This window comes from Flavihumibacter fluminis (genome assembly GCF_021491375.1).
GTDB lineage: Bacteria > Bacteroidota > Bacteroidia > Chitinophagales > Chitinophagaceae > Flavihumibacter > Flavihumibacter fluminis.
Genome location: NZ_JAKEVY010000004.1, coordinates 206,831 through 229,625, shown reverse-complemented (window position 1 = coordinate 229,625; position 22,795 = coordinate 206,831). Strand labels below are relative to the sequence as shown.

The 22,795-nt window shown below is 45.8% G+C and carries 16 protein-coding genes; 8 read left to right on the top strand and 8 right to left on the bottom strand.

The window, feature by feature from the left end; all coding sequences use genetic code 11:
- Positions 1–35: 35 nt before the first annotated feature.
- Together L0U88_RS16145 and L0U88_RS16140 are read left to right on the top strand one after the other, a co-directional pair.
- Complete coding sequence (locus L0U88_RS16145) at positions 36–3,368, top strand: VCBS repeat-containing protein (RefSeq protein WP_234867138.1); 3,333 nt, start codon at positions 36–38, stop codon at positions 3,366–3,368.
- Positions 3,358–6,669, top strand: coding sequence for a VCBS repeat-containing protein (locus L0U88_RS16140; protein WP_234867136.1), 3,312 nt, complete (start codon positions 3,358–3,360; stop codon positions 6,667–6,669). The genes L0U88_RS16145 and L0U88_RS16140 overlap by 11 nt, the downstream gene beginning before the upstream one ends.
- 6 nt (positions 6,670–6,675) lie before the next feature.
- On the opposite strand, the gene L0U88_RS16135 is transcribed toward L0U88_RS16140, so the two are convergent.
- Both L0U88_RS16135 and L0U88_RS16130 read right to left on the bottom strand, forming a co-directional pair.
- A complete protein-coding gene (locus tag L0U88_RS16135) occupies positions 6,676–7,578 on the bottom strand; it encodes a hypothetical protein (protein WP_234867135.1) in 903 nt (300 codons plus the stop codon).
- A 10-nt stretch (positions 7,579–7,588) separates the two neighbouring features.
- Complete coding sequence (locus L0U88_RS16130; RefSeq protein ID WP_234867133.1) at positions 7,589–8,491, bottom strand: GyrI-like domain-containing protein; 903 nt, start codon at positions 8,489–8,491, stop codon at positions 7,589–7,591.
- A 64-nt stretch (positions 8,492–8,555) separates the two neighbouring features.
- Here L0U88_RS16130 and L0U88_RS16125 point away from each other — a divergent pair, with 64 nt between their 5' ends.
- Both L0U88_RS16125 and treA read left to right on the top strand, forming a co-directional pair.
- Positions 8,556–10,601, top strand: coding sequence for a kojibiose hydrolase (locus L0U88_RS16125; protein ID WP_234867131.1), 2,046 nt, complete (start codon positions 8,556–8,558; stop codon positions 10,599–10,601).
- Between the two features lie 16 nt (positions 10,602–10,617).
- On the top strand, positions 10,618–12,213 hold the full coding sequence (gene treA / locus L0U88_RS16120) for an alpha,alpha-trehalase TreA (protein ID WP_234867129.1): 1,596 nt from the start codon (positions 10,618–10,620) through the stop codon (positions 12,211–12,213).
- Here treA and L0U88_RS16115 read toward each other — a convergent pair.
- The 3 genes from L0U88_RS16115 to L0U88_RS16105 are packed head-to-tail and all read right to left on the bottom strand — an operon-like array spanning position 12,210 to position 15,604.
- On the bottom strand, positions 12,210–13,091 hold the full coding sequence (locus tag L0U88_RS16115) for a carbohydrate kinase family protein (RefSeq protein ID WP_234867127.1): 882 nt from the start codon (positions 13,089–13,091) through the stop codon (positions 12,210–12,212). The two genes, treA and L0U88_RS16115, sit on opposite strands and share 4 nt — an antisense overlap.
- Before the next feature lie 9 nt (positions 13,092–13,100).
- Positions 13,101–14,273 (bottom strand): glycoside hydrolase 100 family protein, encoded by a 1,173-nt coding sequence (locus L0U88_RS16110; protein WP_234867125.1) that lies wholly within the window; start codon positions 14,271–14,273, stop codon positions 13,101–13,103.
- A 2-nt stretch (positions 14,274–14,275) separates the two neighbouring features.
- The gene (locus L0U88_RS16105) at positions 14,276–15,604 is read right to left on the bottom strand and encodes an MFS transporter (RefSeq protein ID WP_234867123.1); all 1,329 of its coding nucleotides are present in this window, start codon (positions 15,602–15,604) and stop codon (positions 14,276–14,278) included.
- Positions 15,605–15,690: 86 nt separating this feature from the next.
- Between L0U88_RS16105 and L0U88_RS16100 the strand changes: the two genes are divergently transcribed.
- Together L0U88_RS16100 and L0U88_RS16095 are read left to right on the top strand one after the other, a co-directional pair.
- Positions 15,691–16,380 carry a peptidoglycan DD-metalloendopeptidase family protein gene (locus tag L0U88_RS16100; RefSeq protein WP_234867122.1) on the top strand — a complete coding sequence of 230 codons (690 nt, stop codon included), beginning with the start codon at positions 15,691–15,693 and terminating at the stop codon, positions 16,378–16,380.
- A 103-nt stretch (positions 16,381–16,483) separates the two neighbouring features.
- Positions 16,484–17,689 (top strand): OmpA family protein, encoded by a 1,206-nt coding sequence (locus L0U88_RS16095; protein WP_234867120.1) that lies wholly within the window; start codon positions 16,484–16,486, stop codon positions 17,687–17,689.
- 43 nt (positions 17,690–17,732) lie between these two features.
- Here L0U88_RS16095 and L0U88_RS16090 read toward each other — a convergent pair whose 3' ends face one another.
- Entirely contained in the window at positions 17,733–18,629 is an 897-nt protein-coding gene (locus L0U88_RS16090; protein WP_234867118.1) for an NAD(P)H-binding protein, read from the bottom strand.
- A 40-nt stretch (positions 18,630–18,669) separates the two neighbouring features.
- Complete coding sequence (locus tag L0U88_RS16085) at positions 18,670–19,095, bottom strand: MarR family winged helix-turn-helix transcriptional regulator (RefSeq protein WP_234867117.1); 426 nt, start codon at positions 19,093–19,095, stop codon at positions 18,670–18,672.
- Positions 19,096–19,273: 178 nt separating this feature from the next.
- Here L0U88_RS16085 and glgP point away from each other — a divergent pair, with 178 nt between their 5' ends.
- Positions 19,274–20,929 carry an alpha-glucan family phosphorylase gene (glgP, locus tag L0U88_RS16080; RefSeq protein WP_234867115.1) on the top strand — a complete coding sequence of 552 codons (1,656 nt, stop codon included), beginning with the start codon at positions 19,274–19,276 and terminating at the stop codon, positions 20,927–20,929.
- Positions 20,930–20,977: 48 nt separating this feature from the next.
- Positions 20,978–22,018, top strand: coding sequence for a Holliday junction branch migration DNA helicase RuvB (gene ruvB / locus L0U88_RS16075; protein WP_234867113.1), 1,041 nt, complete (start codon positions 20,978–20,980; stop codon positions 22,016–22,018).
- A 7-nt stretch (positions 22,019–22,025) separates the two neighbouring features.
- Here ruvB and L0U88_RS16070 read toward each other — a convergent pair whose 3' ends face one another.
- Positions 22,026–22,730 (bottom strand): response regulator transcription factor, encoded by a 705-nt coding sequence (locus L0U88_RS16070; RefSeq protein WP_234867111.1) that lies wholly within the window; start codon positions 22,728–22,730, stop codon positions 22,026–22,028.
- Positions 22,731–22,795 lie beyond the last annotated feature (65 nt).

Genomic DNA, 22,795 nt, shown 5'->3' with positions numbered 1-22,795 from the left:
TGTATAAATGGCCATTTTTTTATTTAGTTTGAAGCATGAAGCATTTGATTCGATATGCAGTGGGGGGATTGATTGGATTGATGAGTTGTACCGGTGATGCGGCTAAGGAGCCAACCCGCTTCTCCCTGATGAAAAACTCCGGTGTGGAATTTACCAATACCGTTACAGGTGATGAACTCTTTAATATCTTCTCCTATCGCAATTATTATAACGGTGGTGGATGTGGTATCGGCGATATCAATAATGATGGATTGCCGGATCTCTTTTATACCGCCAATATGGGCGAGAACAAACTCTTTCTCAACAAAGGCAATTTCCAGTTTGAAGACATCTCTGCTGCAGCCGGTATCGAAGAAGCGGATAAATGGAGTACGGGTGTAGTATTCGTAGATATTAACAATGATGGCTGGCTGGATATCTATGTATGTAATGCCGGTTACAAAAAAGGTATGATACAGGACAATGCCCTTTTCATCAACAATAAGGACCTCACTTTTACTGAGAAGGCAAAAGAATATGGACTTGCGGATGCAGGATATACCACCCATGCCGCTTTTTTTGATTATGATCTGGACGGCGACCTGGATGCTTATATCCTCAATAATAGTTTTATCCCGGTTAATACACTGAACTATGCGAATAAGCGCGACCTGCGTGCGAAAGACTGGCCGGTGGCAGATTTTCTGAAAGGAGGCGGTGATCGTTTATTGCGAAATGACAATGGCCGCTTTGTGGATGTTAGTGAGGAGGCCAATATCTATGGCAGCCTGATTGGTTTTGGTCTGGGTGTTACTGTTGGTGATGTTAACGGTGATGGATACCCGGATATCTACGTATCCAACGATTTTTTTGAACGCGATTATCTCTATATTAACCAGCAGAATGGCCGGTTTGAAGAGAAACTCGAAGACTACATGCAACATATCAGTCACTCTTCCATGGGCGCTGATATGGGTGATCTCAATAATGATGGGTTACCGGATATTTTTGTGACGGAAATGTTGCCGGATGACGACAAACGACTCAAGACTACCACCACATTTGAACATACCGATATACAGCGCCTCAAGCAGCGCTCCGGATTTTATAATCAGTTTCTCCAGAATACACTGCAGGTAAATTCAGGGCATGGGGTCTTTATGGAAACTGCCTTTTTCAGTGGGGTTGCTGCATCCGACTGGAGTTGGGGCGGGTTGATCTTTGATGCAGACAATGATGGTCGCAATGATATCTTCGTTTGCAATGGCATTTACCAGGATGTAACGGATCAGGATTTTATTGACTTCTTTGCGAATGATGTGATTCAGAATATGGTGCTGACGGGCAGAAAGGAAGAAGTCAGTGAGATCATCAACAAGATGCCTTCCAATCCCATTCCGAATAAAATGTTCCGTAACAAAGGACAGCTCCATTTTGCTGATATGGCGAAAGAATGGGGACTGGATATTCCGAGTTTTTCGAATGGGGCTGCGTATGGTGACCTGGATAATGATGGCGATCTTGATCTGATCATCAACAATGTAAACCAGCCCAGCCTGCTGTACCGGAACAATACAATGGAACAGGATAGCAGCCAGCATTTTCTGAAAATAAAACTAAACGGAACTGATCAAAACCGCTTTGCTGTTGGGGCAAGAGTTTTTGTGCACCAGCCTGGTGCAGTACATTATCGCGAACAGATTCCCAGCAGGGGATTTCAATCTTCCGTGGATTATACCTTGCATGTGGGATTAGGAAATGAGTCCGTTGATTCGGTGCTGGTATTCTGGCCTGGAAAGATGCAGTATTCGGTGATCAAAAATCCGACACTCAATACAACTATTGAGTTCAATATGAAGGATGCTAAAGCATGGGTGCCGGTTGATTATAAAAATGCGCTTACTCTATTTAGATCCGGCAATAACCAGGTATTTAAAACGCCGGAAGAAGACGATTACCAGGATGTATACAATGAGCGCAATATTCCGGTCTTCCTGTCAAGGGAAGGGCCGGCTTATGCAAAAGCAGATATCAATGGTGATGGACTCGAGGATGTATTCATTGGAGGTCCGGCTGGTAAATCAGCACATCTCTACCTGCAAAAATCCAATGGATTTGTGGAAGCGGACAGCAGTTATTGGAAGAGTTTTGCCGCCTTTGAAGATGTTGCCGCCCTGTTTTTTGATGCAGATGGAGATGGCGACCAGGACCTGATTGTAGGAGCAGGAGGAAATAATCAGGCAGCAGGAAGCAAATTGCTGGAACTGCGTTTATACCTGAACGATAGTAAAGGGAAATTTACCCTTTCGGCGAATCCACTGCCTGCCAATAAAGCCAATACAGCAGTAATCCGGGCTGCCGACTGGGATGGGGATGGAGACCTAGATCTCTTTGTAGGCTCAAGATCTGTGCCGGCTCAATACGGACTGATACCTGAGTCCATGCTTTTGCAAAATGAAGGCGGTGGAAGGTTTACAAATCAGACAGCCAGCCTGAATCCGGCCATTGCCAAATTAGGCATGATTACCGATGCCTGCTGGGCAAATATTTCAGGAGATGCAGCACGCGAACTGGTAATTGTGGGAGAGTGGATGGAGCCAACTGTTTTCGAATTCCGAAATGGAAAATTTGCTGAAATCGAAACTTCCCTGAAAGGACGGTTTGGTTGGTGGCAATCGGTACTGGCTTTTGATGCGGATAAGGATGGCCGTGAGGAACTTGTTCTGGGAAATATTGGAAATAATTTTTACCTCCAGCCGGATTCAACTAACCCGGTCAAGCTCTGGATCCAGGACTTCAACGCCAACGGACAATGGGAGAAAATTTTGACCCGATCCATCAATGGCAAGGACCTGCCTGTATTCACCAAAAAGGAACTGACCGATCAGGTGCCTGCTTTGAAAAAGCAAAACCTCCGGCACGAGCAGTATGCCAATCGCAGTATACAGGAATTATTTTCAAAGGAATTATTAACCAAAGCGGACCAAAGAACCTTTAATTATTCCAGTTCGGTCATCGCCTGGAACCTGGGAGGCGGTAACTTTTCTGTTGCTGAATTGCCCTCGCAGGTTCAATGGTCTTCTGTCAATGCCATACTGGCGGAAGATGTTAACGGGGATGGACAAACGGATTTGTTGCTCGGTGGTAACAGAATTGCCCTGCTTCCCCAGTTTGGCCGGCTGGATGCCTCCTACGGACATGTATTGCTCAGTATTGGTAAGCTGGGCTCACGAACCTGGCATTACCTGAGTGGACCGCAAGCTGGTTTTTCTTATCGTGGTGTAACAAAAGGAATAGTATCCATTCGAAATAAAAATAAAAGCACAGTGCTGCTGATTCCGAATAATGATCAACCCAAACTTTTTGAATATCCGTTCCATGAAAAATAAGTATTGGATAGCGGGACTTGGGTTGCTGGCCGGCCTCTGGTTGTTGGCAGCCTGTTCCTCCAAAAAATCAGCAGCTGCCTTTGATGTGCTGGATGCAACTGCTACCGGTTTGCAGTTTCGCAACGACCTGAAGCCAACCGATTCTCTGAACATCTTCTCCTATATGTATTTCTACAACGGTGCGGGTATTGGAGCGGGTGACTTTAACCAGGATGGAAAAACGGATCTCTTTTTTGCGGGCAACCAGGAACGAAACAGGCTCTATCTGAACAAAGGAGAACTGAAATTTGAAGATGTTACAGAAGCGGCCAATATTCCCGATGATAAGGGCTGGTCAACTGGTGTATCAGTGATTGATATCAACAATGACGGACTACTTGATCTGTATATCTGCCGGGTTGCAGCTATCAAAGGACTGAATGCCGGTAACCTGTTGCTGGTATGTACAGGAGTGAAGGATGGTGTTCCTCAATTTGAAGAAAAATCAGCTGAATACGGACTCGATTTTAAAGGCCTGAGCACCATGGCAGCCTTCCTGGACTTTGACCTGGATGGTGACCTCGATATTTACCTGATGAATCATTCCCTGCACCACAATGGAACTTTTGGACCAAGGGCTTCTTTTGTGGGTACGTATCATCCTTTGAGCGGCGACCGGTTTTACAGAAATGATGGCCAGCGTTTCACTGATATCACGCGCGAATCGGGTATTCACAGCTCGGTGATTGGTTATGGGCTGGGTATTGCTGTTTCAGACATCAATCTTGATGGTTATCCGGATATCTATATCGGGAATGATTTTCATGAGAACGATTATCTCTACATCAACCAGGGTAATGGAACCTTCCTGGATAAGGCAGCAGAACAGTTGCAGCATACTTCCCAGTTTTCCATGGGGGTGGATGTAGCCGATATCAATAATGATGTGTTCCCGGAAATCATATCTGTGGATATGTTGCCCGAGGATCCTTATATCCTGAAGCGTTCATTGGGCGAGGATGAATACAATATCTCCCTGATGAAGATCCGGTATGGCTACCAGCACCAGTACACGAGGAATAATCTTCAGTATAATAACGGAACCAATAGCTTCAGCGAAATCGGGTTAAAAGCTGGTGTATTTGCTTCTGACTGGTCCTGGGCACCACTCTGGCTCGACTTTGACAACGATGGGCAAAAAGACCTTTTTATCTCCAATGGCATCCCCAAAAGACTCAATGATATCGATTATGTGAATTTTATTTCCAACGATGTCATGCAGCAAAAAATTGAAACAGGTGACCTGAAAGAAAATGACCAGGCGGTGATTGAACAGTTTCCGCAAATCAAACTGAAGAATAAGTTCTTCAGAAATGGGGGTGGATTGCAATTCCGCGACTGGACAGATTCTGTTGCTGCCAATCCGCTTAGTTTTTCCAACGGTGCTATATATGCGGATCTGGATAATGATGGCGACCTTGATATTGTGGTGAACAATGTAAATGATGCACCGCTGGTTTATCGCAATCAGCATGTCAGGCAGCAGGAAAAGAGTTTTTCGGTTACCCTTAAAGGTGATTCACTCAACAGAAATTCACTTGGTGCACGTATACGGGTTTTCTGTGGTGATGAGATATTGAGTTTTGAAAAACACCCGGTGCATGGATTTCAGTCATCCATGGAAATTCCTTTGCAGCTTAGCCTGGGTAACCGTATACCTGATTCCGCCTGGCTGATCTGGCCAGATCTTCGGTATCAGCGAATCAACCTGCAGGCTGATTCCCAGCGCATCCAATTTGAATGGAAAAAAGAATTACCAGTTCTTGATAAACAATTGTTGCGACCTGCCCGGAAATTTCCCTTTAAAGGTTTTGAAGAGATTACAGCAGCAACCGGAATAAATTTCACGCACAAAGAAAACCCTTACATAGAGTTTAACCGCGATCCCCTGTTGCCGCATACCTTCACAACCGAAGGTCCGGCACTGGCAGTTCAGGATATCAATGGTGATCAGTTGGATGATCTCTTTATCGGTGGGGCACGCAATCAGCCGGCTCAGCTTTTCCTGCAACAGGCAACAGGTAGCTTTACCAAACAGATGATACCGGCATTCAAACAGGATAGCGCCTATGAAGATATAGCTGCCTGTTTTCTCGATGTAAACAAGGATGGTTATCCTGACCTTGTGGTGGCCAGTGGAGGAAATGAGTTCAGTCGCACCAGTCCCATGAACCAGCCCCGTTTATATCTCAATAATAAAAATGGAAGTTTTGAAAAACAGCCAACTGCTTTTGATTCTATTCAACTGACTGCATCTACAGTAGTTGCCTCTGATATTAACGGTGATGGCTATGTGGATTTATTTATTGGTGGTCGTGCTGTTCCTGCTGATTATGGAAATATTCCCCGTTCCTACCTGCTTATAAATAATCGGCAAAATGGTTTCGAAGACCAGACTAGTCAGTGGGCACCGGAGCTGGAATTTGCCGGCTTTGTAACCAACGCGCAATGGGCTGATCTCAATGCCGATGGTAAAGATGACCTGGTGATTGCTGCAGAATGGGGGCAAATCACGGCCTGGCTCAACCGAAACAATAAACTGGAGAAATCAATCATTGGAAAAGAATTGGGCTGGTGGAATGCAGTGGAAGTGGCAGATATAAATGGAGATGGATTGCCCGATATACTGGCAGGTAACCAGGGTACTAACAGTCGGCTTAAAGCAACACCCGATAAACCGGTGCGCATGTATTATTCCGATTTTGATAAGAATGGCAAAACCGAACAACTCATGACGTATTACCTGGGTGAGAAGGAAATGGTCTTACCCAGCAAAATGGAACTGGAAAAACAATTGCCTTATCTCAAGAAGAAATATTTGCTGGCAGATAATTTTGCCAGGGCAAGCCTGGAAGAGTTGATCGGCAAAGAAGCTCTCTCCGCAGCGCGTGTTTTCAAAGCAGATTATTTCGCCAACGCTGTGTACATCAATAAGGGTAGTGGTAACTACGAATTGCAGGCATTACCGGAACCCTCCCAATATTTCCCTATAAGAACTTTTTGTGTGACGGATGCAATTCAAGGCAGGAGTCCCCTGGTATTGGCCGGTGGTAATTTTTATGGACCAACTATTGAGTTAGGCCGGCAGGATGCTGGGCAATTGCTGCTCTTGAAAGCTGGTGTTGATAATAAATGGAATGCAGTATTTAATGAACCTGCTTTGTTCCGTGGAGAAATTCGAAAAATTCAGTCCATTCGAATTAAAGATCAAACTGCCTTTGTACTGGCGGAAAACAATAACCAGTTGCGTATTATTCAATAACCGCTTTTAAAAAACGGGATAGTATAACCGAAGGGTAACCTGTTGACTGTCTGAGTAAGGCTGTCCCGGATCAGGATACTCCTGGTAAGGAATTGCCATACTTTTAAAATTGTGATCATCCCGGAATTGTTCCAGTGCACGATACCCTTTGGAGATTTCTCCAAAGGGACCAACATAATCCATTTCCAACAGGTTTTTTCCAAATGGCATGCGCTTCACCTGGTACATTGAACTTGCAGGAATGGCAGCCGGATTGCGAATTCCAATGCTGGCTTTTATCAAAATAGAGTCAGATGATTTGTTTTCAAAATTGCAGATGGCAGTGCCACTGAAATCTGCATTTCGTGCCTGTGCATATTGGATGAGTTGGTTGAATAAGCGTACCGTGTTTGCTGGTCTGTCTGCTTTGCTGGTAACAAGGGTGCCGTATAGCAGGGTACTGTCCTGTACATTGGTAGTGCGGATCTCGTATCCGTAAAATGCTTTAACATCTTTTGTAAATGCTTCCAGTCGATTGGTGTTTTCAATGGCCAGTTTTTCCAGTTCATTACCACCCCGGAGCCAATCCCACCAGCTGGTTTTGTATTGCAAACGCAGCAGTGTGAAATACTCGTTGCCGGGTTCGGGACTCGCAATCCAGTTAAAGAGTTGCTGTCGGTTTTCCTGTTTGAAAACCAAACTGGTAATCAGGGGATTTTTGCTAACCGACTCAATAGTGATTTTTTCAGCATTGACAGTTGGATTGAACCAGGCTTTTCGCCTTGTACTATCCTGTAATTGTTCCAGTGTTCTGTTAAAGGATAAGCCTATACTTACTTCGTAGCTTTCTGCTTTTGAAAGCGTGAAGAGCAAAACAATAACAACTGTGAGTACCACTGCAATTAGCAGAAATAGGGTTTTCTTTTTCATCTAAACGGATTTACAAAACAGGCAGACAGATTTTTATTTTCACAGTATCATCCGGCGCATAACCATATCCGGGGGAAAGAAAGTCTTCGAAGGGTAACATGAGTCCCACCAGTGAATAATCCTTCCGGTATTGATCCATCGCTTTATAAACAAGGTGAATATCTTTATACGGACCTTCATACACTGCAGTGAGTTGTTCTTTCCCGGATGGAAGTTTTTTCTGACCAATGCCCAAAGCGGCACTGGTAGGCATGGAACAGGTTACCACTGTTCCGGTGAATATATTGAGTTGAGAACTGTCGCCGGGTTGCTCATAAAAAATTCGCCGCCCATTCCAATCCTGTTCCTGGGTCTGAATATAGTGGCTTAGGCTATCAAAGAGTTGTTTGGTAACCATCGCTTTGGTGCTATCGGTCACATGCGCTGTCATAAACAGGTAACAGCTGTCAGTGATTTGTTCTTTGTTGATAGCATAGCCATAAAAGCGCTGCGTATCATTGGTGAAAGCTTCCAGCTCTTTGAGGCTGGCTACCACCAATTCATCTGTTGGGTCCGGATCAAACCAGCGTTTCCAAATGGTGCGATACACAGACAGATCAACGATGCAATGTTTCCTGTTGGCAGGATCTGCGGAAATATGAATACTGTACTCCCTGCTCATTTCCTCTGTTTCTACTTCCATTTCGATCGTACCTGGTTTGGAGCTGATCACTTCTACCTTATCTTCATCGCTGTTTTTGAGAAACCATTTTGCCAGCTGATCTGTGGACCGAAACTGATCCATTGTACGATCCAATGAATAGGGTACTTTCGCTCTGCTGCTAAATTGAATAGGCACTGATACAGAGCTCAGGAGAACCAGGCCGGTCATTCCCAATAATAAAATAATGATAAACTTCCGGCCTTTTAACATAATTGGTGGTTACTTGCAATAGTGTTGGTAAATTTAATAAGCTGGTTTCAAAATCATTACAACTATGAAAAAACTATTTCTTAATTGTTTATTGATAAGCCATGGCTTTTTGATCAGTCTGGGCGCAATTGCTCAATCGATCGACCCCTGGAAGATAACTGCTGTAAACCCTTCCCGCGAGAATTATTATGGAATTACAGTCGCAAATGGTATGATCGGCATTGTGTCAGCTCCTTCCCCCTTCACTGTGCAGGAAGTAGTACTGGCTGGGGCCTGGGATCAATACGGCAGAGGCAGAGTGAGTAATTTTTTGCGCAGTTTCAACCTGCTGAACAGTTCCCTCGAAATTGATGGAAAACTCATGGATTACCGCCAGGTTTCCAATTTTACGCAGACCCTGGACATGCAGAAAGCTGCCTTTACGGTCAGCTTTGACTATGCGGATAAAGCCCAGGTGCAGTATTCTTATTATGCATTACGCCATTTGCCTTATACCGTGTTGATGGATATCAATATCCTGCCGAAGAAAAACATAAGTATCCGCGCAGCCAGCATTATGGAAGCGCCTGATGCCTTGCGGGATGTGCAGAATTACTACAATGAAATCGATCGCCCGCATGTAGTGCTGAGCTTATTGAGTTCAACAGCTAAGAGTCCTACCGGCAAACTGCAGCTCTGCGCCTCCAATACCTTTCTTTTCGAAGAAGAACATGGTCATGAGCCACGCGTTATTCATGAAATGTGGGATAACAATCGCCACCTGATGAAATTCAGCAAGGAACTCACAGCCAATAAACCGTATCGCTTTGCTATTGCTGGTTCTTCTATCACATCTGCACATCATGATGATCCTTTGAATGAAGCAGAGCGCCTCACGGTGTATGCCAAACTGGAAGGACGTGATCGCCTCCTGAAATTTCATGAAGCCGCCTGGAAGGAACTCTGGAAATCGGATATTATCATCGAGGGCGATCCCCAGGCTCAACAGGATATTCACAGCATGTTGTACCATCTCTACTCTTTTACCAGGGAGGGAACTGCCTATTCACCTTCACCGATGGGTTTATCGGGTCTAGGGTATAATGGCCATGTATTCTGGGATACGGAACTCTGGATGTATCCGGGCTTGCTGGTATTGCAGCCTGGAATTGCGAAGAGCCTGGTGGAATATCGGTACCAGCGACTACCGGCAGCCCGCAGAAATGCTTTTTCCAAAGGCTTTAAGGGTGCCATGTTCCCCTGGGAGAGCGCTGATTCCGGAGTAGAAGAAACTCCTGTATGGGCGCTGAGTGGCCCATTTGAACATCATATTACTGCCTGTGTGGCCATTGCTGCCTGGAATTATTATTGCGTTACCCAGGATAAAACCTGGTTGCGGGAAAGAGGATACCCCATCCTTTCTGAAACAGCTGATTTCTGGGCCAGCAGGGTGGAAAGAAATGGTCCTGGCAGGTATGATATCAAAAATGTGGTAGCTGCTGATGAATGGGCCGAAAATGTAGATAACAATGCGTTCACGAATGCAGCTGCTAAAGCCAATCTGCGCTTTGCAACAGAAGCGGCCCGGTTATTGGGCATCCAGCCTAATGCGGATTGGGCTATGGTGGCAGATAATATCCCCATTTTGAAAATGCCTGATGGGGTTACACAGGAACATGCTACTTATAAAGGGGAAGGAATAAAGCAGGCGGATGTCAACCTGCTTTCCTATCCGTTGAAAGAAATTACCGACCCTAAACAGATTCGAAAAGACCTGGAATATTATGAAACCCGTGTGCCGGATGAGGGTACGCCTGCTATGACACAGGCGGTATTCACTACCCTTTATGCACGACTCGGTGATAAAGAGAAAGCAGCGCATTGGTTCAAAGATTCCTACCTGCCCAACCTGAACCCGCCTTTCCGGGTGATTGCGGAAACCAAGGGTGGCACCAATCCCTATTTTGCAACCGGTGCAGGTGGGGTGGTGCAGAGTGTGTTGATGGGGTTCGGCGGACTTGAAATTACTCCGAAAGGTATTGTGCAAATCAAGTCGGTGCTGCCTGCCAATTGGAAAAAACTGACCATCACCGGGGTAGGGCCGGAGAGAAAAACTTATACGGTACAATAAGAGAAAAAAATCGCTTATGCATGTACGTTCTATTGCAAGTATTTTGACAGGTTTGTTGCTGTCGGTGGGTGTTATCGCCCAGGACAGTCTGCCAAAATCACCCGACCAGTTGTATGGTGAACTGTTCACGGAAGTGCAGATGGCGCAGCTCTTTCCGGATGGCAAAACCTTTGTAGATGCTGTTCCGAAAATGAGTCCGGATGAAATTATGCTGGCCTATCGCGAGGCAAAAAAAAATCCGGCTACTAAATTTTCAGTGACTCAATTTGTGCGGAATTATTTTGTGTTGCCTGATTCTGCCTCCAGCGCTTATCGATCCAATCCGCAACATTCCATTACAGCTCATATTCAGGATCTCTGGAAAGTATTACGCCGCCAACCGGATACTGCTGTAAAAGGCTCGAGTCTGCTGCCACTGCCTCATCCCTATATCGTTCCCGGTGGCAGATTTCGTGAAATCTATTACTGGGATTCCTATTTTACCATGCTGGGTCTGAAAGAGAGCCGCGAGTTTGAAATCATGGAAAACATGATCGATAATTTTGCTTACCTGATCAATACCTATGGGCATATTCCCAATGGAAACCGAACCTATTACCTGAGCCGATCGCAGCCTCCCTTCTTTTTTATGATGGTTGAATTATTGGCTACAGTGAAAGGTGATCAAACCCTGCTGCAGTATTTGCCGGCACTGGAAAAAGAATACAGGTACTGGATGGAAGGAGCTGCCACCCTCAAAAAAGGACAGGAATTCAAACGAGTGGTTTCCCTTCCGGATGAAGCTTTGCTCAACCGCTATTGGGATGAAGCCAATACGCCCCGGCCTGAAAGTTATCGCGAGGATGTTGAAACCGCCAATCGTTCCACCCGGCCTAAAGTCAATGTATATGCGCATTTGAGAGCAGGTGCTGCCAGCGGATGGGATTTCAGCAGCAGGTGGCTGGCAGATGGTAAAACACTTTCCACGATAGAAACTACCAATATCATTCCGGTAGATCTGAACAGCTTACTGGTGGGATTTGAGAATGCATTGGCTCGTGCGTATAAGGTAGCCGGACAGGATTCGGTTTCTATGGTGTATACAGCCGCTGCAGAAAAAAGGCAGCAGGCAATTGAAAAGTACTGCTGGAGCCGGGAGCAGCAATTTTATACGGATTATAATTTCAAGAAACAGGCACTTACCAGACAAATAACAGCAGCCGGACTCTTTCCCTTTGTTTTCTTTTCACATAAGCAGGGTTACCTGAGTGTGGTTGCAAGGCAGGCAGCAACTGTTGTAAAGGAGCAATTATTGCAGCCAGGTGGATTAGTTACTACTACGCAAACAACCGGCGAGCAGTGGGATGCTCCTAACGGTTGGGCTCCCCTGCAATGGATGGCAGTACGCGGACTCGCGCGTAGCGGGCAGATCGGATTGGCAAAAGAAATTGCACAACGCTGGACCGGCCTCAATGAAAAAGTGTACAAGGAAACCGGTAAGCTGATGGAAAAATACAATGTAATGGATCTCAGCAAATCCGCCGGGGGCGGCGAATACGCGGCGCAGGATGGATTTGGATGGACTAACGGAGTTTACCTTGCACTGAGTGCCTGGTTGAAACAGCCACTCTAATCCAGTTCGCCATTTAACCTGCGTGCAGCTGTGTCCAGGGCCAGTTGTATACAGTCTTCCAATGAGTTTTCGGTTAACCATGCATGTACAAATCCAGCCCAGAAGGAATCACCTGCGCCTGTGCTGTCTTTGACTTCTACCGGCACTGCAGCCCGATGTTGCCAGTCCTGCTCTGGTGTCTTAAACCAGACCCCTTCACTTCCGCAGGTCAGACAGGTTACCCTTGCAGTAAACGGATGCAGAAAGTCTTTTGCCGATTCAATACTTTGTATTTTGTTGGTGAATCGTTCAATATCATCCAGGCTGCATTTCAACAGCGGTTGAAAGGAGAGCAAAGTTGAAAAAACGGTGGATGCGAAATTTTCCGGTCCCCATATTTTGGGAGAATAATTCCAGTCTACACTAATCTGTTTTCCACTCCTGTTTGCCAGATGTAAAGCCGTAAGGATATTGGTTTGGGCAGGCTCCCGGCTCAAGGCGAAAGCGGTTGTATGTACCAGGTCGGTTTCCTTGTACATAAAGGGGTCGATCGCACCGATCTGCATATCAGCATCGCGATAGGGGATGAAATCCGGTGTTCCTTTGGTTTTGCCTACCACTACCATGCTGGTGGCGTGCTCGTTGCTGATTTTAAGAAGGCTGCAGTCGATTTGTTTTTCCCTTAGATCATTCAGAATGATTTTTCCCAGTCCATCTGCTCCCAATACTGCATGCAAAAGGGCAGGGGTTCCCAGCTGGTGAAGAAAACGACAGAAATTAGCCGGACTTCCACCTGGCTTGAGATCCAACTGGCGGGCTGAAGAAAGATCTTCAACAAATTCCGTACTAACGGCATCGATCAGTGCTTCTCCGATTGCCAATACTTTTTTTGTTTTCATAACCAGGTATTAAGTGAACAATCTTTTTCCTTCGAGGTAGGCGATGGCCAGCACATGTCCACCTGCACTCCAGGTACAAAAAGGAACTCCAATCGGTTCCAATGTTTCGCCCTGCAGGCATTCATTGTACTGGTGCTGGTTTTTCTGATTGGCATTTTCAATTTCATTGGTAATGGCAGCTGCAAACTCAAGGTCCTCCATGATAACGGCTGCAGCAGCCAGCAAGCCATTCCACACGGGCCATAATCCACCATTGTGAAACTCATGTGGCCGGTTGCGGAATGTGTAGGCATAATTATTTTCCAACTCCCGCATATCCGGATCATCCTGTTCGATACTGGGATAGAAAGAAGGTAGTAATGCTTTTTTACGCAGGTAGATTCCCTGCATAAACTGAAAAGCTTCCTTGTTTTCATCAGCAGCTCCTAGTCCCAATAACATTGCCAATGCATTGGCCTGCAAATCAAATTGCGGGTATATTCTGGCGGGATTAAAGCCCATCAGCCAAAAGCCCTGGGGGGCCTGTTCCATCTGGTGTTTCAGGTTGCCGGCATACAAAGGACCAGCACCCAGGCGATTCCAGTAATTGATCTCCACCACTTCCCTGATCTGTGCTGCCTTGGCTGCCCAGCTTTCATTTTCAAAAACCCGTCCTGCCAGTTGCAATGCCCAGATCCGCAACAACTGGTTAAAAAGAATATATCCATGTTGTATGTATTCATCTGCCCAATCGCCACTCTGTGGCACATACAACAGGTGTTTGCCATTGTACTCCCAGGCATCCATAACCGAAAAACAGCGTTCTACCTGTGGCAGAAATTGTTTGGCAAAAGCAACATCGTTCTGCAGTAGTGCATACTGACACAAAGTGATCACTGCCCAGCTTGGATTATCGGCCCTTCCAACTGTTCCGCCATAACTCACACCACCCCCAATACTAACATTGGAAGGCATAAAACCACTAGGATGCTGGTGCGTGAAAATAGTATGCAGGGTGGCTTTTACAGTTTCAATCAGATCCGCTTCTCCACTTAACAGTGCTGCCATTGAATTCATGCTGCCATCGCGGGTCCAGATCCTTCGGTAATTGTCGTGCTCCTGCAAACTGGCAACAAAACCATGTGGTGTGGATGCTTTTTTTAAGATCCCGATGGATCGCTGGTATTCGGCTACATTGATCATGGTTAATGGGCGCTTGGTGATGGAATAGGCGTTTCGGTTACGGGTAGAGGTTTGATCCGCAGGGTGGCCATCGCGGCTAAAAACAGTAAGCCTGCAGCAAAGAAGATGGCATTACCTGGTGTACTGTTCAACATATTTTCATACACCCATCCAAAGCTAAGGGTCTGCAGGATCATCGGGATCACAATCATCATATTGATGATGCCCATATATACACCATACTTTTCCTTGGGGATACTTCCCACTACCATAACATAGGGTATTCCCATCATGCTGGCCCAGGCGATTCCAAATCCAACCATCGGAAGGAAAAGCAGGAAGGGCTGTTCAATGAAAGGGAAAATAAATAATCCCAGGCTTGCGAGTAATAAACAGATTACATGCACCCATTTTGCACCCCATTTTCTTGCCAGCACCACCAGTCCAAATGCTGATAAGAAAGTAACGATATTGTAAAAGCCATTTACCTGTCCGGTTAATACCACCGCATCTTCATAGGCGGCCCCACTGCTATCAGTTTTAAATACAGAGGCTGCAATGCTGAGTGATACATATTGCCAGTAACAGAACATCGCATACCATTGAAAGAGATAAACCAGGGCCAGTTTCCACATGATCGGTGGCATGTGTCGGATGGCTTCTATGATTTCCTTAAATGGTTCAAAAAATCCTTTGGGGCGCGCTCTTAGTTCAGCCAGTTCTGCAGGAGTGGGTGGTATTTCCGGGGTGGTTAGTACTGACCAGAGTACCGACAGGATGGAACAGACACCTCCCACAAAAAAGGAACCGTATACCCAATAGGGGATTCCCGAAGAGGAAGTGCCGGTAATGATATCTTTAAAAAAGCCCAGGGATAAATTCGCCAGTGTGATACCCAGGCCGGTGAAGAAGCTCTGTGTCAGGAATCCGGTGGGTTGTTGCCGGGCCGGAAGTTTGTCTGCAATAAATGCCCGGTAAGGTTCCATCGCGGTATTGTTGGCGGCATCCAGGATCCAGAGCAATCCGGCTGCCATCCACAAAGCCCGGCTAAAAGGGAAAGCAAAGAGGCAGATGCTGCAAAAGATGGCACCAATTAAAAAATAGGGTTTTCTTCTGCCCCAGCGGGGATGCCAGGTTCGGTCGCTCAGCGCCCCAATAACCGGTTGAATCAGGAGGCCGGTCATTGGACCTGCCAGGTTCAGGATGGGTAGTTCTTCCGGCTTGGCATCCAGGAAACTGTAAAGGGGATTGATCGCGGTCTGTTGCAGGCCAAAACTGTATTGAATGCCGAAGAAGCCTACATTCATATTGATGATCTGCCAGAAACTCAGGGAGGGTTTTTGTAACTGCATAAGCAATCGTTGGTAACTAAAAATAGTATTTCTGTTTGGGCAGGGGCCAAGATCTCCACAGCAAACCGTTGCGTTATCTTTGTGCCATGATAAATCCCCTGACTGTCAGCCTTACCCGTAACCAAGGCAGTTTTCATCCTGTAGTTTCGTTTACTCCCGGTACAGATAAACTGGTGGCATTAAATCTGACCCAAAATGGCGACTTACCAGAAGGCATAGCCGACAACCTGGAGCAATTTGTGAGCTTTATGGAAAGCCTTCGCGAAGCAAAACAGGCCCGTTACCTGATTGGAGGTTACAATGAACTGCGATTTATGTATAGTCGCAGTGCCCTTTTTGATGAGGGAGAAGAACCTCGTCGGCTGCATATAGGCACAGATATCTGGGGACCTGCAGGCACGCCTGTATATGCATTCATGGGAGGCATGGTACATAGTATCGGATGGAATGATCGGCTGGGGGATTATGGAGCTACGATTATTTTACTGCACCAGTTGGATGGCATACCATTTTATACCTTGTATGGGCATGTATCAAAACGGGATATTGATTCTCTGGCACCCGGCCAATACATCAACCGCGGGCAGGAACTGGCACATTTTGGAGCTCCTGTTGAAAATGGGCAATGGCCACCCCACCTGCATTTTCAACTGATATCAGATATGGGTTTGTATGAGGGCGACTACCCAGGAGTGGTGCGTTACAGTGAGCGGGAACAATGGCTCAGTAATTGTCCGGATCCGGACCTGATTCTGCAACTGAATAAATTTCTGTAAAGCCTTACTTTGTATACAATAAAAGTTTAATTTCAGATTCCTGCCCTAGCTCCTGATTAGCCGGCGTCCGCCCTGTTTATTTCCTAACAATTAAATAATCGTTATGGCATTTAACATCCTGGATGCAGCGAAATCCTTCATTACTCCTGATCTGATCGGCAAAGCCGCAAGTTATTTACAAGAATCAGAATCCTCCGTTGGTAAGGCAGTTTCCGGACTTTTACCAGCCAGTTTATTAGGCATCACCCAGAAAGCGGAAACTGGTGGTGGAAACATGATTATGGACCTTGCGAAGCAGGCTATGAACAGTGGCATATTAGGAAATCTAGGTAGTGCTTTTAGCACAGGTGGAGGTGGTATTCCGGATAGTTCCCCGGGAATTTTAAACAGCATATTCGGCGACAAGGTGGGCAGTATTGCCAATGCAATTGCTTCTTTCGCCGGGATCAAAGGTTCCTCTGCAGCCTCCCTGCTCGGTTCCATCGCACCCATGGTCATGGGCTTCCTGGGAAAACATGCTACGGAGAATGGACTCTCTGCATCGGGATTAAGCTCCTTACTCAGCAATCAGAAATCCAGTTTTCTGAACGCATTGCCGGCAGGCCTAAACATTGGAAACATGTTAGGGATTAGCAGTAGTGCTCCCCGGCCTGCTGTTCCTCATGTGGAAGAACCAAAAAAATCAGGTTCCTGGTTGATGCCCCTGGTATTGGGATTGGCAGCTGTTGCACTGTTATTGTACCTGTTTAAAGGCTGTGGAGGAGGAGAGCATAAAGAGGAAGTGGTGATGGAAACACCTGCCCCGGTTGAACCAGCGCCAGCTGCGCCTATAACGCCACCGGCACGGGAATCACTTAAAGTAAAACTGGTAGATGGTACCGAGATTGATGCATACAAGGGTGGTATTGAAGATAAACTGGTGGCCTGCCTGAATGATGCAACCTGTGTAGCCGGTAGGGATCAGTGGTTTGATTTTGATAATCTCAATTTTGAGACCGGCAGTGCCAGACTAACTGCTGAAAGTATTGCTCAGATCCGGAACATTGTAGCTATTCTCAAAGCATATCCTGCTGCCAAAATAAAAATCGGTGGCTATACTGATAAAGTGGGGAATGACGCGGATAATAAAAAACTGTCGCAGGAGAGGGCTGATGCCGTATTGGCTGAAATCAGGAAAGAGGGTGCGAACGCAGCTCAGTTGGTTGGAGCCGAAGGCTATGGTGAAGAGCTGGCTAAAGTGGCAGAAACTGCCAGTGATGAAGAACGTAGAGTGGATCGCAGGATCTCGGTTCAGTTAAGAGAGAAATAAGTAAAACCGGGACTGCCAGCTAGTTGTGGCAGTCCCGGTTTTTTTATTGTGCTGCCTCAAACGCGGCTTTGAATTGCGGAAGGAAGGCTTCAAAGGAAGTGATTCCCTTTATTTTTACTGTATCTGTTTGATAATCTTCAAACATTTTTCCACTTCGGATGGCTGTTCCCATTTCCACATAATTGCGGGCATTTTCTGCCGGCAGTCCTGCTCCAAGCAGGCCCTGTTCGGCCTGTTCATCTGTAAACACGATCCAGGGAAGTTCCGGTTTGCCAATAGCGTTACCAATTTTTTGCGCGATTTCCTGGCTGTTCAGTTCATCACTAACCAGGTACCGAACAGTGAAACCAGAAAAATCCAATTGCTGTAAGGCACTTGCAGCGGCGGATGCAATATCATCAGTTGATGACATAATCAGCTTGTCTTCATTGCCTCCAAAATTACTGCCAATGATTCCGGCATTTTTGATCATTGAAAGGTTACCAAAGAAATTGTAATAAAAATAACCGGGGCGTAAGGAGAGCAGATTCAGTCCTGGTACAGCTTTCAATGCCTGTTCAGCACGGTACAGTCCACTTACCGGGCCACAACCATCGGGCATATGCGCACCTATGCTGCTCAATAAAACGGCGTGTTTAACACCCGCTTCCTGAAGGGCAGTTGCGTAGTTTTTTCCTACTTGTCCAATTGCTTCTTTCCAGTTTGCAGGATTCCAGATGGGAGGTATCATGAGGTATACAGCGTCTGCCCCTTTAAAGGTCATGCTTAAAAAATTGCTGTCCTCAACAGAGCCGATAGCTGTTTTTGCACCTGCTGCTGAGAGCTCTTGCAGATTTGCTTCAGCTCTTCCAATCACCGTTACCTGGTGACCTGCTTTCAATAAGTGAAGCGCTAATGGCTTGGTGATATGGCCGGCGCCGCCTGTTAAAACGTAGTTCATGATTTAATATTTGTATATGCAATTAATAAATAAAAAAAATTTAAGGTAGTTGGTCGTTGATGCGGTTGATGGATTTTACAAGGCGGCTGGCCTCTTCTTCATTGATCAGCGCCTGGTATTTTTCCTGGAATTCGCGGGTGCAGTTTTTCATTTGGGGATAGAGTTCTTTCGCTTTGGGGGTAGGGTAGATATTGGTGAGTTTGCCTTCGGTAGTCCGGACTACCAATTTCTTCTCTTCAAGCTTTTCCAGCAGGCGGGTAACGGTACTGGGACTCAATTGAAGCTCTTCTGCAGCATAGCCAGGTTGCACACCGGGTTCTTCCAATACCAGCATTAAAAGGTAAGCATGACTCGGTGCGAGTCCCAGTTTTTTCCAGCTCTCCATGGCGAGTTTCTCTATCTTCCTCGCCAGGGCATTACTGGAAAAATAAATACACTGATGATACCTGCTTTCAGATGCTTTCACCAATCAAAGATAGGAATGTTGTTTGTATATGCAAATAAATCTTTCAGGTGTGGCTGAAGAATCACTTTTTTGCTTGATTTACATCATGGGATTGTTCCCGGTACTGGCTTACCTTTCGACCTTAATACTCCTCTTTCAGGCAGCCTCTTCGCAGCGTAACATATAAATCACGATCAGCATGAAATTTGAATTTCAACATCCCTATACAATTGGCAAAGGCTACGAAAAACCAGTAGCTTATTTCTGCATGGAATATGCTATTCATCAGCCCTTAAAAACGTATGCGGGTGGATTGGGATACCTGGCAGGCTCACACATGCGCAGCGCCTATGAATTGAAACAAAATATGGTGGGTATTGGGATTTTATGGAACTATGGATATTATGACCAGGTCCGTAAACAGGATCAATCGATGTATGTATTGTTTCAGGAAAAAGTGTACGGCTTTCTGCAAAAAACGGATATCAAATTTACCATACAGATATCGGGCCATGATGTGTGGGTGACTGCCTATTACCTGGCTCCGGAAATTTTCAAGACCACACCTATCTTTTTCTTAAGTACGGATCTTCCGGAAAACGATTACCTCGGTAAAACCATTTCACATCATCTGTATGATTCAAATCCGGAAACCGCGATTGCTGCTGCTATTCTGCTGGGATATGGGGGTGCCCGCTTATTGGAAGAATTGAACTGGCGGCCTGAAATGTATCACCTGAATGAATCGCATGCATTGCCGCTTGCATTTTATCTCTATGAAAAATACAAATCAGTTGAAGCGGTAAAAAAACGCCTGGTGTTTACCAATCATACCCCGGAACCGGGAGGTAATCGGGTTTCAGATATTTACCTGCTTCAGAAATTCGGTTTTTTTAATAACATTCCATTGCCGGAGCTGAGAAACATTACCGGTATTCAGGAAGACCAGTTCAATCATACCCTGGTTGCGTTGCGTTTGGCTGGTCTGGCTAATGGCGTTTCAAAATTGCACCTTCAGACACTTCGGGAAATGTGGCAAGGCGCAGAAGGTATTTGCAATATGATATCTATTACGAATGCGCAAAGTTTTACTTACTGGGCTGATTTTAAAATGTACCAGGTAGTATCCAATGAAAATGATGCTGCCATAGAAGATCTGAAAAAACATCGAAAGTGCCGTTTATTTGAAGAGGTCGCAGAGCAGGCAGGAGAAATATATAAAGATGATATTTTCACGATTGTTTTTGCGAAACGGTTTGTTGGATATAAAAGAGCAGAGTTGTTACTCACCAATATGGAACGTTTTCATAAGTTGGTTAGTAATGCTGACATGCCAGTTCAAATAATCTGGGCAGGCAAACCCCACCCGATGGATTATACCGGCATTGCTTCCTTTGATAAAATTGTCAATCTCTGTAAAATCTACACCAACTGCTCAATTCTTACCGGCTATGAATTGAAACTCTCCCGAATACTGAAACAGGGAGCCGATCTCTGGTTGAATGTACCCCGAATGGGTCATGAGGCTTCTGGTACCAGTGGGATGTCTGCTGCCATGAACGGAGCAGTTAATCTTTCCATTCCGGATGGATGGTTTCCTGAGTTTGTCAGAGACAAAGAAAATGGCTTTGTTATACCGCCCGCGGACCCTTCTCTGCCGGAACATATCCAGGATGAAAAAGATGCCAATACCCTCTTTGATCTTTTGGAAAAGGAAATACTCCCGATGTATTATCAGAATAAGAGCCGTTGGCTCGGTATTGTAAAAAACAGCATGAACTCCATTTTTCCGCAATTCGACAGTAATCGGATGGCGATTGAGTATTATGAAAAACTTTATGGAGGCGCTGAATAAAAGTTTTTGACTAATATTGACGTAGTAGGAAGTGAGAATAGATTGATTATGAGCAACCCATTATTAGATCCGGGTTCCAACCCGATAGGTTCTGCGGAAAAAGAGTTTGAGAATAGTTTGCGCCCCCGGGAAATTGATGATTTTGCCGGACAGGCGCAGATCATTGAAAACCTGAAAATCTTCATTAAGGCTGCTAAGATCCGGGGTGAAGCCCTCGATCATGTCCTGTTTCATGGTCCCCCCGGTTTAGGTAAAACTACCCTGTCCAGGATTGTGGCCAATGAGATGGGGGTGCAGATTCGTGAAACATCCGGACCTGTGATTGAAAAGCCGGCCGACCTGGCAGGGCTGCTCACCAATCTGGAACCCAATGATGTGTTGTTTATAGATGAAATTCACCGCCTGAGTACGGTGGTAGAAGAATATTTATATGCGGCGATGGAAGATTACCGGATTGATATCATGATCGACAGTGGTCCAAATGCCCGCAGTATCCAGATTAATCTGAATCCTTTTACCCTGATTGGTGCCACTACGCGCAGTGGTTTATTAACTGCTCCTTTGTTAAGCCGCTTTGCTATCAAATCGCGCCTTGAATATTACAATGCTGGCACGCTGGAGAAAATCATTCGTCGCTCAGCTGCCTTATTAAATGCTCCCATTACCGATGATTCAGCTGCCGAGATTGCCCGCCGGAGCCGGGGTACGCCAAGAATTGCCAATGGACTGTTGCGCCGCGTGCGGGATTTTGCCATGGTTTTGAACGATGGGCAACTTGATCTAGGAATCACCCAGCATGCACTCAAGGCCCTGAATGTGGATGAGCATGGTCTCGATGAAATGGATAACAGGATACTCTCAACCATTATTGAGAAGTTCAAAGGTGGCCCGGTTGGCATCACCACCATTGCAACGGCAGTAGGAGAGGAAGCAGGTACGCTGGAAGAAGTGTATGAGCCTTTTCTGATTCAGGAGGGATTTTTGCAACGTACGCCCCGCGGAAGGGAAGCTACTTTAAAAGCCTATGAACACCTGGGAAAGCAACCCCGTACGGGTCACTCCCCAGGTTTGTTTGATTCATTTGTATAACGGCTGATTACGCAGGAGTAGGTACAACCAGGCGGAATCCATTACCGTGAATGTTCACGATTTCAATGCTGGAATCTTCTTTCAGGTACTTCCTAAGTTTCGCGATGTATACATCCATGCTCCGGCCATTGAAGTAGGTATCACTACCCCAGATTTTTTTCAGGGCCTGCTCACGCGGCAACAGGTCATTCATGTGCTCACAAAGCATTTTCAGTAACTCATTCTCCTTGGGCGACAAGGTTTGTGTTTGTCCGCTATGCGTAAGCTCTCTCAATTTTGGATTGAAATGGAAACTGCCAAGGTCAAATTCCTTGTTTTCCTGTTCCTTGTTCAGTTCCTCATTGCGCTTGAGGATAGCTTTGATCTTTAGCAACAGCACTTCACTGTCGAAGGGTTTGGTGATATAATCATCCGCGCCCAGTTTGTAACCCTGGATAATATCTTCCTTCATGGTTTTTGCACTCAGGAAAAACAGGGGCACATCGGGGTCGATATCGCGGATCTCTTCTGCAAGACTGAAGCCGTCCATATTGGGCATCATTACGTCCAGCAGGCAGAGATCAAATTTTTCACGCTGAAAGGCTGCGAGACCCAGTCGGCCATCGCGTTCCAACACCACATCAAAATCATTCAATTCCAGGTAATTCTTCAACACCAGTCCGAGATTCTGATCGTCTTCACACAATAGTATTCTTGCTTTCTTATCTTCCATGAGCATTGATTTATGAGTTAATAATAAAATTAATTCATTTTCGCGCCCTAGCCAAAGGGGATAAG